Source organism: Methylobacterium sp. WL64 (assembly GCF_008039945.1).
Lineage (GTDB): Bacteria > Pseudomonadota > Alphaproteobacteria > Rhizobiales > Beijerinckiaceae > Methylobacterium.
Genome location: NZ_VRVA01000015.1, coordinates 42750 through 55926, shown reverse-complemented (window position 1 = coordinate 55926; position 13177 = coordinate 42750). Strand labels below are relative to the sequence as shown.

The window sequence follows — 13177 nt, the reverse complement described above, 5'->3', positions numbered from 1 at the left end:
GCTTCACCGAGCGCTCCGGTTTGTCGCGGCGCCCTGGCGACGCGGAGCCGGTGCCATACCTTGGCTGTTCCTCGCGACCCAGCCGCCCATGTCCATCGCCCTCGACTCCCTCCGCCCGGAGCGCGCTGACCCGCGCGGCTCCATCGCCATCGTCGGAAACGCGCCCGGGATCGGACCGGTCGCGCGCACGATCGACGCGGCCCACCAAGTCGTGCGCTTCAACAACGCCCCGGGCTTCGGCGGGCGCACAGGCTCGCGCGTCACGCATCTGGCCCTGGTCAATCGCGGCGGGCAGATGCGGGAATGGCTGGCCGATCCAGGCTTCCTGGACCGCCCGGTGGTCCGGCAGGCAGAGGCGTTCATCCTGCCGTTCCCGATGCTGCCTACCGAAGCGAACGCGCCTGAACCGATCTGCTGGACCCGCGAGGCGCTGGTGCTGCTGCGGCCCCTCGGCAAGCCAGTCCATCTCCTGCCCGAGGCCCTGCACGACGAGGCGAGGCGCCGGCTCGCGCGCGGCACCAAGGATTGCCCGAACCCGAGCACCGGCTTCCTGGTGAGCCTCGCACTGCTGCTCGACCGCCCCACGGATTCTGGTGAGGTGAACATCCACGGCTTCGGCTTCGCGGGGTGGCCCGGCCATCCCTGGGCAGCCGAGCGGGCCTGGTTCGCAGAGGCCGCAGCAGCCGGGCGCCTGCGCCTGCACCCACCCGAGGCGTCGGACGCATCATGACCACGCTGATCACCGTCCTCAGGAGTGGCGGGCGCTACGATGCGACCTGGGTCGAGCGCCTGGCCCAGGGCGTGCGCCGCCACGCGCCGGCCTTCGACCGGTTCCTCTGCCTGACCGACCTTCCGCTCGATGTAGCGGGTGTCGAGCGGGTACCGCTGCGGCACGGCTGGCCGGCCTGGTGGGCCAAGATGGAGGCGTTCCGTCCGGGCCTCGTGCGCGGCACGGCTCTGCTGTGCGATCTCGATACCGTCCTCACCGGACCGGCCGACGCCCTGGCCGAGCCCGGCTTCGCCGCCATGGAGGATTATTTCCACCACGGCCGGCTCTCCAGCGCCCTTATGCGCTGGGACGGGGACGACCTCGCCGGCCTCTACGCGACCTTCACGGCCGATCCCGCACGCTGGATGGCGGCCGGTTCCTGCGGCCCGGTCCCGAACGCGGTGCATGGAGACCAAGTCGTGATCGATCACCTGCTCCGCCGAGACGGCCGCTATCCGGATTTCATCCAGAACGTCCATCCGGGCCCGTTAGATTTCTATGATCCCCGTCGCGAGGCTCATGGCCCAGTCGTAATCTTCATCGGCGCTGCGAAGCCGGATACGGCTACCGGTCCTGTTCTCGACGCATGGAAGCATATTTAACATACTCTGAAGTCCGTCACACCCAAATATGCCAGTTGAAAATATCAAATAATACCTCGCTGAAATTGATCGATATCGGCCATTATACCCTGAGTTACTATGAACACAGCGCCTCGATAGACCCTGTCCCAGCCATCAGCGCTGCGGACAGTATCCGCAAACCTGGGTTGACGGCGGTGCCTGTGCCACGCCGAGGAACCTGAAGAAGGCGTTGCGGACGGGAATGGCGGGTCCGATCCGTGCGCGAAATACGCATCCGAATTGACGATTTGCGCGGAATGCGCAATTTGTTCGCCATGCGTGGTGGGTATTGCCGCCCGTTATACAAAAATTCGCGCGCATTACGCAGGGAGGAAACGAGCATGCAGATCCCGATCAAGCGGGCGATCGAGCGTGTCCCGGGCGGCATGATGGTCGTGCCCCTTCTTACCGGCGCATTGATCGCGACGTTCTTCCCAGGAACGCCGAAGTATTTTGGCTCTTTCACGGGGGCGCTGTTCTCGGGTGCTCTGACGATCCTGGCCGTCTTCTATGTCTGCATGGGTGCGAGCATCGATTTTCGCGCCACCCCTTACATCGTCAAGAAAGGTGGCACCCTGCTCGTCGTGAAGATCGGGATCGCCTTGATCCTGGGGCTGATCTTCGGACGGGTTCTCGGTGAGGCGCCGGTTGCCGCCGGAATGTTCGCGGGGCTGTCCACCCTGGCCATCGTCGCAAGCATGAACGACACGAATGGCGGTCTCTACATGGCGCTGATGGGCCAATACGGGCGCCCGCGCGATGTCGGGGCCTACACGGTCATGTCGCTCGAGAGCGGCCCCTTTCTGACGATGGTGACGCTGGGCGTCGCCGGCCTCTCGGCGTTTCCCTGGCAAACGCTGGTCGGCGCGGTTCTCCCGCTCCTCGTCGGCATGATCATCGGGAACCTCGACCGAGAGATGCGCGCGTTCCTGAGCCGCGCGATTCCGGTGATGATCCCGTTCTTCGCCTTCGCCCTCGGGGCGGGCCTCGATCTGACCAAGGTGTGGCAAGCCGGCCTGCTGGGCTTGGCGATGGGGGTCGCGGTCGTGGTCCTCACCGGGATCCCGCTGTTCCTCGCCGATCGCCTGACAGGCGGCACCGGCGTGGCGGGCGTTGCCGCCGCATCGACGGCCGGCAATGCCGCAGCCGTGCCGGCGATCGTGGCTGCGGCCAATCCGGCCTACACGGATGCCGCCGGTCCCGCGACGATCCTCGTCGCCGCCTGCGTCGTCGTCACGGCGATCTTGGTCCCGATCGTCACGGCCTGGACCGCGCGGGTCGTCGGCCGTGGAGAGGACGAGACGGAGGCGCTCGATGGAGAGCCCGTTGGTCCCGTGCCGGTCAGCCGTGCCTGAGATGAGCGCGCGCTGGCTCATCCTCGCCGACGATCTGACGGGCGCCGCCGACTGCGCGATCGCGTTCCGACGGCGTGGGAGCGCGGCTGCGGTGATCTGGGGCGATGCGGCTCCGGACGATCGGGTTCCGATCCTGTCGTACGATGCGGACAGCCGCGGTCTGTCCGCGCAGGCCGCAGCCGGGCGCCATGCCGCCCTGTTGCAGCGGCTGCACAGCGCGGATCGACGCCTGTTCAAGAAGATCGATTCGACGATGCGGGGGCAGCCCGCCGCCGAGAGCGCTGCAACGCTGGCGCATCTGCGTAACTGGTCCGGTCAACCGGCCTTCGGCGTGCTGGCACCGGCTTTCCCCGCGACGGGCCGGACCACGGTGGACGGCCGGATGCGGGTCGGCGGCCGTCCGTTGGAAGAGGCGGAGGTCTGGCGGCGCGATCATACCTATGCCAGTGCCGACCTCGGCGCGATGCTGGCGACTGCCGGGACACGGGCCAGGACGATCACCCTGCCGACGGTGCGCAGCGGCTGTCTTGCCGAAGTGCTGGCGGAGGCTGCTGCCGGTCCTGACGAAATCGTCGTCTGCGATGCCGAGACCGACGACGATCTGCACCGTATCGCCGAGGCCGGCCTGGCAGCGACGCCGTCGGCCTGCTTCATCGGCAGTGCCGGGCTGGCGCACGCACTTGCGGCCGCCGGGCCGAAGGCTGCGCGCGAGCCGGTCCGGATCAGGCCGGACAGGCGCGGCACGCTCCTCGTCGTCGGTTCACTCGCCGAAGTCTCGCGCGCCGGTGCCAAGCGTCTCGTTGCCGACGGTGCCGTGGCGCATCTGCCGGTCTCCCCGGAGACATTGCTGGCCTCCGAAGGCCAGGGGCATCTGACGGCGGAGCTCGCGGAGCGGCTGACGGCTGGTCAGGATGTCCTGGTCGAGATCCTGATCGGCGCCGACCCCGACATGAGTCTCGGGCCCCGGCTCGCGCACGGGCTCGCAGACGCACTGGCGCCGATCGCGCATCAGATCGGGGCGCTGGCGGCCACGGGCGGCGAGACCGCGGCGGCGCTGTTGACGCGCTTCGATATCCACGGAATCCAGCTGGCCGACGAGATCGAGCCGGGCGTCTCGCTCGGCCTCACGCTGGGTCGGCTTTCGATCCCTATCGCCACGAAAGCCGGGGCGTTCGGCGATGCCGATAGCCTCACGCGCATTCGTGACCGCCTGCGCAGAGCGCGAATTGAAGGAAGCCTGACATGACCCGTCCGACCATCGCCATCACCATGGGCGATCCCGCCGGCATCGGGCCGGAGATCATCATGAAGGCGCTGGCGCATCCGGAGGTCCACGCGATCTGCCAACCACTGGTGGTCGGCGATGCCGGGCGCCTTCGTCATGCCGGACGCATCGTCGGAGCCACGATCGGGGTCGACGCGCTCGCCGATGCCGGCGACGCGACGTTCGACACCGACGCGGTCCAGTGCATCGATCTGAAATGCGTGCCCGACGACCTACCGTTCGGAAAGCTGTCCCCGATCGCCGGCGAGACCGCCTATCGCTGCATCGCGGCGGCGGTGGAGATCGTCCAGGCGGGTCAGGCGCAGGGGATCTGCACAGCGCCCCTGTCGAAGGAAGCGCTGCACGCGGCGGGTCACAAGTTTCCCGGCCACACCGAGATGCTGGCCCATCTCACCGGGACGCCGGAAGTCTCGATGATGCTGGTCTCCCCCAAGCTGCGAGTGATCCACGTCACGACCCATATCGGCCTGATCGACGCGATCGCGCGAATCGAGCCGGGACTCGTCGAGCGCGTCATCGCCCGCGGGCACGCGGTGCTGGTGAAGGCCGGCATCGCCGAGCCGAAGATCGGCGTCTGCGCCATCAATCCGCATGCGGGCGAGAACGGTCTGTTCGGTCATGGCGAGGAGGCGGAGAAGATCACGCCGGCGGTCGAGGCCTGTCGCGCCAAGGGCTGGGACGTTCGTGGCCCCCTGCCGGCCGACACCCTGTTCTTCCTGGCCGGTCGAGGCGATTACGACATGGTGGTCGCCATGTATCACGATCAGGGTCATGGCCCGATCAAGGTGTTGGGTCTCGAGGCCGGGGTGAACATCACGGTCGGGCTTCCGGTGATCCGCACCTCCGTCGACCACGGGACGGCCTTCGACATCGCCGGGACGGGTGTCGCGGATGAGCGCAGCCTCATCGAAGCCCTGCGGCAGGCGGTCGAGCTGGCGCCGAAACCATCCGCGGCTTGACAGGATCGTCGGGACGGATGGAAGCGCCTCCTGTCGCGGGCAGGTAGGAAGAGCAGGGCTATGCGCGGTACGGAACGCCGGGCGCGGCTGCTGGAGGCGCTGGGGCTCGGTGAGATCGATGTGGACGATCTCGCCCGACGGTTCGGCGTCTCAGCCTCGACCGTCCGGCGCGATCTGCAGCACCTCTCCGACACCAAGGCGGTGCGACGGACCTACGGCGGCGCAATCCTGGCCGGGGCCATGCCCGAGACCACTCTCGACCAGAGGTCGGCGATCAACGGCCCCGAGAAACAAGCGATCGCCCGGGCGGCGCTCGCACTCATCGCGGATGGCGAGACCCTCATCCTCGATGCCGGCTCGACGGTCACGGCCTTCGGGCGCCTCCTGCTCGATCGACGGCTGCGCATCATCACGAACAATCTGGCGCTGCTGCCCTGCCTGGCGCAGGCGCCCGGAATCGATCTCGTCGTCCTCGGCGGCAGCCTGAGAGCCACGAGCATGAGCACCGTCGGCCCTCTCGCCGTCGAAGCCCTGCAGAGGATGACCGCGGATCGAACGGTGATGAGTGCGGACGGCGTGGTCGCTGGACGCGGCCTGTGCGAGGCGAGCCTCGATCAGGTCGCGCTCAAATCCGTGATGATCGCGCAGGCGCGCGAGACGATCGTGCTGGCCAACGCGGGCAAGCTCGGGCGCGCGGAGCAGATGGCCTGGGCTCCGCTCCCACGGCGCTGGACTTTGGTCACCGACGCGACAGTTCCACCGGACCAGCGGCGGCACCTCGCGGACGCAGGCGCCTCCATCATCGTCGCCGGCACCTGATCGACGCGGCGCCGTTGGCGGACGCGATCAAGCGGCGGGACGGTCGTATCACAGCGCGCGGTGTACGATCCCGGTGCTGCGGCCGACAAAGGTGGACCGATCATGACCCAGGACCTGCCGGAGCTGCCGCCGGAGGCATTCGCCAAGCCCGACCACCATCCCGATCCGCTGTTCTACGCGCAGCCGCGGCTGGTCACCCACATCGACGCGGCCGCGATCGCCGCCGTGACCGACCTCTACCGCGCGGTCGTGCCTGCGGGCGGCATCGTCCTCGACCTGATGTCGAGCTGGATTAGCCACCTGCCGGACGAGGTCGCCTACGAAAGCGTCATCGGCCACGGCATGAACGCGGCGGAGCTGGCCGCCAACCCGCGCCTGGCCCGGCACTTCGTGCAGGACCTCAACGCCGAGCCGCGCCTGCCGCTCGACACGGCGAGCGTGGACGCGGCTTTGATGTGCGTCTCGGTGCAGTACCTACAACGCCCCGTGGACGTCCTGTCCGAGGTCGCCCGCATCCTGCGCCCCGGCGCACCGGTGATCATCAGTTTCTCGAACCGCTGCTTCCCGACCAAGGCGATCGCGATCTGGAGCGCGCTCGATGGCGAGGGGCACGCGCGGCTGGTCAACCTGTACCTGCAGCGCGCGGGCTTAGCGCGCGTCGAGACCCGCATCCTGAAGCGCGCGGCAGGCTCGGGCGACCCGCTGACGGCGGTCATCGGATGGACAGGGCCGGCCTGACAGCCCGTCCGGATCGGGAGGGTGAATCCGAGCGTCCGCGTCAGCGGATGCCGCCGTCGCTGAGCCGGTACCAGGCGATGATGGCCGAGACGTACAGGCGGTGGAACGCGTGCAGCGGCAGCGGTGCGACCGGTGTCAGCGGCAGTGGCAGACGGTCCGGATCCCCGGTCACGACGTAATCGGCGATCAACCGCCCCATAGTGGATTGAAGGCCGACACCGCGCCCCTGGCAGCCGATGTCGATGAGGAGCCCGGGCGCGGGCTCGTGGAGATGCGGTAGGTAATCCTGCGTGATCGCCACCCGGCCGCACCAGCGATGGTCGAACGCGATCCCGTCGAGATGCGGGAACAGCTTGCCGACAATGCGCTCGAGATGAGCCCAGTCGCGGGCACTGCGCGGTTCGCGGAACGGCCCACGGCCGCCCATCAGCAGGCGGCCGGTATGGTCGAGGCGGAAATACAGCAGCAGCTTGCGCGTGTCCGAGGAGACTTGCCCCTCGGGCAGGATCGAGCGGCGGAGGTTGTCCGAGAGCGGCTTCGTGGCAACCTGGAAGGAATTCGCCGCGATCACGGTCTGCGCGAGCCCGGGCCAAAGCCCGCCCGTGTAGCCGTTGGTGCACAGGACGACCCGCTCGGTCGAGAGCCGCGCGCCTTGAGCGGTCGTAACGGTCCAGGTCGATCCGCTGCGGGCCAAGCCGGTGACAGGGCTGCCTCCGTGGATGGCGGCGCCGGCCTTCAATGCAGCGCGAGCGAGACCGCGGGCGTAGCTCAGCGGCTGGACCGCACCGCCACGGCCGTCGAGCCAGCCGCCCAGGTATCGCTCCGTTCCGAGGAGCCGCGCGGTCTCGGACTTGTCGAGGACCCGGGTCGGCGCACCGAGCCCGGCCCATTGCTCCGCCCGGCGCGCGACCTCGACGAGCCCGGCCGCGGTATGCGCGCCCTGGATCCAGCCGGCGCGTTGGTGCGGCACGTCCATCGCGTGTCGGGCGATCAGGTCGAAGACCGTGTCGGCGGTGCTTCCCGCAAAGCGCGCGAGCCGCTCGCCGCGCTCGTGCCCGAACTTGGCGACGAGGTCGGCGGGATCATATTTCAGGCCCGGGATCACTTGGCCGCCGTTGCGCCCGGACCCGCCGAAGCCGACTTCGCGAGCCTCCAGCACGACCGGTCGGATCCCGCGCTCGGCGAGGTGCAGGGCGGTCGAGAGGCCGCAGAAGCCGCCGCCGACGATCACCACATCGGCGTGCCCGGATTCGGACAGGGGCGGCGTCTCGGGTCCCGGTGGTGCGGTGGTGGCCCAGAGCGACGGAGCGAGGGGAAACGGTTCGGCCACGGTAATCCCTAGAGCGGATGCAGCACGCGCTGCAGGAAGTCTTGGGTGCGCGGGTGTTGCGGGCGATTGAGGATCTCGGCGGCCGGCCCCTGCTCGACCAGGCGACCGCCGTCGAGGAACAGCACGCGATCGGCGACTTCCCGGGCGAACCCGATCTCGTGGGTCACGACGATCATGGTCATGCCCTCGTCCGCCAGCCCGCGCATCACCCGCAGGACATCGCCGACCAGCTCCGGATCGAGGGCCGATGTCGGCTCGTCGAACAGGATCGCCTCGGGACGCATGGCCAGGGCCCGCGCGATGGCGACGCGCTGCTGCTGGCCGCCGGACAGCGCGTCGGGCCGGGCGTGCTCCTTGCCGGCGAGGCCGACCCGGGCGAGCAGCGCCCGAGCGCGCTCTTCGACCTCGGCGCGGGGCTCCCGCTTCACGTGGATGGGCCCCTCGACGACGTTCTCCAGCGCAGTGCGGTTGGCGAACAGGTTGAAGCGCTGGAACACCATGGACACGCGGGTCCGCACCGCTTGGATGCTCCGCTTGTCCCGGTCGACGCGCTGGCCGTCGACCCGGATCTCGCCGCCGTCATAGGCTTCGAGCCCGTTGATGCAGCGCAGCAGCGTCGACTTGCCGGAACCCGACGGCCCGATGATGCAGACCACCTCGCCCTTGGTGACCTCGGCCGAGACGCCCTTGATCACTTCCAGCGAGCCGTAATGCTTGTGCACATCCTGGAGGACGATCACCGGTGGCGCCCCTTCGCTTCGAGATGACGCACCAGGAGGATCAGCGGCAGGCTCAGCGCCAAGTACATCAGCGCCACCATGGTGTAGACGCTGGTATTTTTGAACGTGGAGGAGGCGATGAGCTTGCCCTGGAGGGCGAGTTCCGCGACCGTGATGGTCGAGGCTTGCGACGAATCCTTGAGCATCATGATCATGATGTTGCCGTAGGGCGGCAGCGCGATCTTGACCGCCTGGGGCAGGATCACCCGACGCATGGTCATCCACCAGCCCATACCGATCGACAGGGCAGCCTCGACCTGCCCGCGGTCCACAGCCTCGATACCGGCCCGGAAGTTCTCGGCCTGATAGGCAGAATAGGCGATTCCGAGCCCGATGATCGCTGCCTGCACCGCCGTGAGCGACAGGCCGAAATCCGGCAGCACGAAGTAGATGTAGAAAAGCTGCACGATGATCGGGATGCCGCGCAGGATGTTGATCATCACCGCGCTGAACCCCGCCAGCACGGCGATGCCGGAGACCCGCAGCACCGCCCAGAACAGGCCGAGGACGGTCGAGACGACAAGGGAAGCCAGGGTGATCAGAACCGTAAGCTGCACGCCCTGGAACAGGATCGGCAGATAATCCTGCGCGTCGGCCAGGAACTCGCGCATGAAGCTCAGGACCGGTCGGCCGAGGGCGGCAGACCCCACTTCGTCAGGATCTTCTCAAGGGTCCCGTCGGCCTTCAGCTTGGCGAGCGCGGCGTCGATCTTGGCGAGCAGGGCGGTGTCGGCCTTGCGCACGCTGATGCCCACCGCGGCCACGACGGTCGGCTTGAGGGTCTCGACCAGCCGGACGCCGGGAAACATCCCCTGCTTGACGTAGTAGGCCAGGATTGGAGCGTCGGCGAAGCCGGCCTTCAGCCGCCCGGAATTCACGTCTCGGATGATGTCCGGGATCGCGTCGTAGATCTTCACCTCGGCGAACAGGCCCGACTTCTTTAACGGATCGACGAAGGCGGTGCCGACCTGGGCGCCGACGGTCTCACCCTTCAGGTCGGCGAAGGACGTGTAGTCCTTGGTGTCGGCCTTCGGGACGATCAATCCCTCGCCGTAGCTGTAGACCGGGGCCGAGAAAGACACGATCTCCTTGCGCTGGGGCGTGATGAACATCGCCGCCGAAATGATGTCGATCTTCGAGGCGGTGAGCGCCGGGATCAGGGTCGAGAATTGTAGGGGCTCGACTGCGACGGCGAAGCCGGCCTCCTTGCCGACCGCGTTCACGAGATCCACCATGACCCCCTGGATCGTGTTGGTCTTGGTGTCGAGGAAGGTGAACGGCAAGCCGGTCGGCGTGGCGCCGACCCTCAGGGGCGGCTCGGCCCTGGCCGGGCCGGCGATCAGGAGGGCGAGGCTCAAGCCCAGGCTTGGAAGCAGGCGTCTCATGGCGCGGATCCTCGACACTTGCATAGCGCGGCTCTGCGCTATCGCTCGTCTGTTTTCATATTCGTGAAGATTACCGCACGGTTCGCGGCTCGACGCAAGATGATTTCACGTGCATGAAGATGGCACGGATTCTCCAGGATGACGCTGCGGTGAGCAGGCCCAAAGTCGAACCGATGGCGGCCGATCCCGTGGACCGGGCCGTGGGCCAGCGGCTGCGCGCCCTGCGCCAGGAGCGACGGCTGTCCCTGGAGAAGGTCGCGGCCAGCACCGGGCTCTCGATCGGGTTCATCAGCCAGGTAGAGCGCGGCCTGTCCTCGCCGTCCCTGCGCGTCCTGGCCCTGCTCGCCGACACGCTCCAGACCGGGATCGGCGGCCTGTTCGAGACGACCGCCCCGGAGAAGGACCCCGACCCGATCGTGGTGTTCGAGCGGGACCGGGCGGAACTCAAGCTCTGGCGCGCCGGGATCACCAAGCAACTGCTGACGCCCGCGGGCAGGACGCCGAGCCTCAGCCTGTTCCACATGGTGCTCGAGCCGAAGGCCAGCACGGGCGACGAGCTGTTCAGCCACGACGGCGAGGAGGCCGGACTTGTGCTCGAGGGGCGTCTGACCCTCGTGGTGGAAGCCCGGACGCTGGACCTCGCCGCCGGCGACAGCTTCCGCTTCGCCAGCCATCGGCCGCACCGGTTCGGCAATCCGGACGGCCGGACGCGTGCCGTCGTCCTGTGGGTCAACGCCTTGGGGGCGGATCGAACACCGGATCCGTGAAGGGCCGCAGTGCGCGCGCGCGCGGATAAGCGCAGCCGTCCGGGCCGCGATGCGCGCCGGCGGAACGAGACTTCGGCTCGGTGTCTCGCAGACCATGGCGATCGGTCTTGACGCTGAGTTGTAGCACGTGCCCTCGTAACACTCACAAAGAGAAGCATTCCACGGGAGGTCCACCATGGCGCTGATCCGCAGCTGCGTCCTCTCGGCCGCGATCGCCTGCGGCGCGATGGCCGGGGCAGCCGCGGCGGAGCCGATCACCGTGAAGGTGGGTGTCCTGAACGATATGTCGGGGGTCTACTCCGATACGGGAGGCCAGGGGTCAGTGGTCGCCGCGCGGCTCGCGATCGAGGATTTCGCCAAGACCGACGCCGACGTGCGGGTCGATCTCGTCTCCGCCGACCACCAGAACAAGCCGGATGTCGGCGCCGCCATCGCGCGGCAATGGTACGATCGCGACGGAGTCGACGCGATCTTCGACGTGCCGACGTCCTCGGTGGCCTTGGCGGTCAGCCAGGTCACGCGCGAAAAGAACCGGATCTTCATCGATTCCGGCGCCGGGACCACGGATCTGACCGGCAAGGCCTGCTCGCCCAATACGATCCAGTGGACCTACGACACCTATGCCCTCGCGCACGGCACGGCCGGCGCGATGCTCAAGCGCGGGGGCGAGTCCTGGTACTTCCTCACCGCCGACTACGCGTTCGGGATCTCGCTCCAGAACGAGGCCTCCGCGGTCGTCCAGAAGGGCGGGGGCCGCGTGCTCGGTGCCGCCAAGGTGCCGTTCCCGGCCACGGACTTCTCGTCGTTCCTGCTTCAGGCGCAGGCGTCGGGGGCGAAGGTGGTCGGGCTCGCCAACGCCGGCGGCGACACGATCAACGCCGTCAAGCAGGCCCACGAGTTCGGTCTGACGGAGAGCGGTCAGACCCTGGCGGCATTGCTCGTCTACGCGGTGGACGTGCATTCGCTCGGCCTGCAGACGGCCCGCGGACTGGTGCTGACCGAGTCCTTCTACTGGGATCTCAACCCCGGCACGCGCGCCTTCTCCGAGCGTTTCGCGCCGCGCCACAACGGCGCCATGCCGACGATGAACCAGGCGGGCGTCTATGCCGGCCTCCTGCACTACCTGAAGGCCGTCGCGGCGACGAAGTCGAAGGATCCGCAGACGACCATGGCCTGGATGAAGGCCAACCCCACCGACGATCCGCTGTTCGGCAAGGGCTCGATCCGAGTCGATGGCCGCAAGCTGCACCCGATGTACCTGTTCGAGGTGAAGGCGCCCGCCGAATCGAAGGGCGAATGGGACCTGTACAAGCTCCTCGACACCATCCCGGCCGAGCAGGCGTTCCGCCCCCTCGCCGACGGGGGGTGTCCCCTGGCCGCCGCGCAATAGGCTCGGCGCATGAGCTTCCGGGAGCCGGGGATCGGCAACCGGTAGACCCTGGGACGCCGTCCGGCGCAGGCACGGCCGCGGCCCTCGACGAAAGACGTTCGGGAGAGCGCTCGACATGCTGCGCGATATCAGAGGACAGGTCGCCTGGGTGACGGGAGCCGGGTCCGGCATCGGACAGGCCGCCGCGGTGGCGCTCGCCAAGGCCGGGATGCGGCTGGCCCTTACGGGGCGCCGGGCGGACGCCCTGGAGCACACTGCGGAACTGGTCCGCGCCGCGGGTGGCGAGGCCCTGATAGCGCCCGCCGACATGGGCCGCGCCGACGACGTCGAGCGCGCCTGGGCGGCGGTCCACGCGGCCTATCAAGGCTGCGACATCCTGGTGAACTCCGCCGGTCTCAACGTGCCGAACCGGTCCTGGAGCGAGATCTCGCACGCCGACATCGACGCGGTGATCGGCGTGGATCTCAACGGCCCCTTCTACGCATCCCGGGCCGTGCTTCCGACGATGCGCGTCCAGAAGGGCGGCCTGATCATTCAGGTCTCGTCATGGGCCGGCCGTTACGTGTCCAAGCTGACGGGTCCGGCCTACTCGGCGGCCAAGCACGGGCTGGTCGCGCTCTCCGAGAGCCTGAACCAGGAGGAATGCGGACATGGCATCCGCTCCTGCTGCATCTGCCCCGGTGAGGTGGCGACGCCCATCCTGGACAAGCGTCCCGTTCCGGTCACGGCGGACGACAGGGCGCGCATGCTGCAATCGGAGGATCTCGCCGAGACGATCCTATTCGTGGCCCGCCTCCCGGCGACCGTCTGCGTCAACGAGATCCTGATCAGCCCGACATGGAATCGCGGCTATCTCGAAGGGATCAAGCTCTGAGCGGGGAAGACCGCGCCCGGTCGTCGGGATATTGGATTCCGCTGCTCGACGCGGCCCTCTTGAAGGGCACGAGGCTTGCTGAGATTGGTTCTGGCAGCCGGAGAC

At 68.2% G+C, this 13177-nt stretch carries 14 protein-coding genes; 10 read left to right on the top strand and 4 right to left on the bottom strand.

Annotated elements, in window-relative coordinates:
- Positions 1-88 precede the first annotated feature (88 nt).
- The 7 genes from FV242_RS10365 (at position 89) to FV242_RS10335 (ending at position 6548) form a co-directional block, all read left to right on the top strand.
- On the top strand, positions 89-730 hold the full coding sequence (locus tag FV242_RS10365; RefSeq protein ID WP_147938866.1) for a hypothetical protein: 642 nt from the start codon (positions 89-91) through the stop codon (positions 728-730).
- A complete protein-coding gene (locus FV242_RS10360) occupies positions 727-1371 on the top strand; it encodes a hypothetical protein (protein ID WP_147938865.1) in 645 nt (214 codons plus the stop codon). The genes FV242_RS10365 and FV242_RS10360 overlap by 4 nt, the downstream gene beginning before the upstream one ends.
- A 362-nt stretch (positions 1372-1733) precedes the next feature.
- On the top strand, positions 1734-2747 hold the full coding sequence (locus FV242_RS10355; RefSeq protein WP_147907093.1) for a 2-keto-3-deoxygluconate permease: 1014 nt from the start codon (positions 1734-1736) through the stop codon (positions 2745-2747).
- A gap of 1 nt (position 2748) precedes the next feature.
- Positions 2749-3993 (top strand): four-carbon acid sugar kinase family protein, encoded by a 1245-nt coding sequence (locus FV242_RS10350; RefSeq protein WP_147938864.1) that lies wholly within the window; start codon positions 2749-2751, stop codon positions 3991-3993.
- Positions 3990-4991: a 4-hydroxythreonine-4-phosphate dehydrogenase PdxA gene (gene pdxA, locus FV242_RS10345; RefSeq protein ID WP_147938863.1), complete on the top strand. Its 1002-nt coding sequence runs from the start codon at positions 3990-3992 to the stop codon at positions 4989-4991. Before FV242_RS10350 ends, pdxA begins: the two co-directional genes overlap by 4 nt.
- 60 nt (positions 4992-5051) lie before the next feature.
- A complete protein-coding gene (locus FV242_RS10340) occupies positions 5052-5810 on the top strand; it encodes a DeoR/GlpR family DNA-binding transcription regulator (protein ID WP_147907090.1) in 759 nt (252 codons plus the stop codon).
- Positions 5811-5912: 102 nt separating this feature from the next.
- On the top strand, positions 5913-6548 hold the full coding sequence (locus tag FV242_RS10335) for a class I SAM-dependent methyltransferase (RefSeq protein ID WP_147938862.1): 636 nt from the start codon (positions 5913-5915) through the stop codon (positions 6546-6548).
- Positions 6549-6588: 40 nt separating this feature from the next.
- Here the strand turns inward: FV242_RS10335 and FV242_RS10330 are convergent, their stop codons facing one another.
- Genes FV242_RS10330 through FV242_RS10315 form a run of 4 tightly spaced genes read right to left on the bottom strand, consistent with a single transcriptional unit; the run spans position 6589 to position 10041 of the window.
- Positions 6589-7878, bottom strand: a complete 1290-nt coding sequence (locus FV242_RS10330) for an FAD-binding oxidoreductase (protein ID WP_147938861.1) — start codon at positions 7876-7878, stop codon at positions 6589-6591.
- Positions 7879-7886: 8 nt separating this feature from the next.
- Entirely contained in the window at positions 7887-8618 is a 732-nt protein-coding gene (locus tag FV242_RS10325; RefSeq protein WP_147907087.1) for an amino acid ABC transporter ATP-binding protein, read from the bottom strand.
- Positions 8615-9268 (bottom strand): amino acid ABC transporter permease, encoded by a 654-nt coding sequence (locus FV242_RS10320; protein WP_147855084.1) that lies wholly within the window; start codon positions 9266-9268, stop codon positions 8615-8617. The genes FV242_RS10325 and FV242_RS10320 overlap by 4 nt, the downstream gene beginning before the upstream one ends.
- A 5-nt stretch (positions 9269-9273) precedes the next feature.
- Positions 9274-10041, bottom strand: coding sequence for an ABC transporter substrate-binding protein (locus FV242_RS10315; protein WP_147907086.1), 768 nt, complete (start codon positions 10039-10041; stop codon positions 9274-9276).
- A gap of 173 nt (positions 10042-10214) precedes the next feature.
- Here FV242_RS10315 and FV242_RS10310 point away from each other — a divergent pair, with 173 nt between their 5' ends.
- The 3 genes from FV242_RS10310 to FV242_RS10300 all read left to right on the top strand — a co-directional run bounded on the left by FV242_RS10310 (position 10215) and on the right by FV242_RS10300 (position 13072).
- The gene (locus FV242_RS10310) at positions 10215-10808 is read left to right on the top strand and encodes a cupin domain-containing protein (protein WP_147907129.1); all 594 of its coding nucleotides are present in this window, start codon (positions 10215-10217) and stop codon (positions 10806-10808) included.
- 175 nt (positions 10809-10983) lie between these two features.
- Positions 10984-12198: an ABC transporter substrate-binding protein gene (locus FV242_RS10305; protein ID WP_147938860.1), complete on the top strand. Its 1215-nt coding sequence runs from the start codon at positions 10984-10986 to the stop codon at positions 12196-12198.
- A 115-nt stretch (positions 12199-12313) separates the two neighbouring features.
- Complete coding sequence (locus FV242_RS10300; protein WP_147938859.1) at positions 12314-13072, top strand: SDR family oxidoreductase; 759 nt, start codon at positions 12314-12316, stop codon at positions 13070-13072.
- Positions 13073-13177 lie beyond the last annotated feature (105 nt).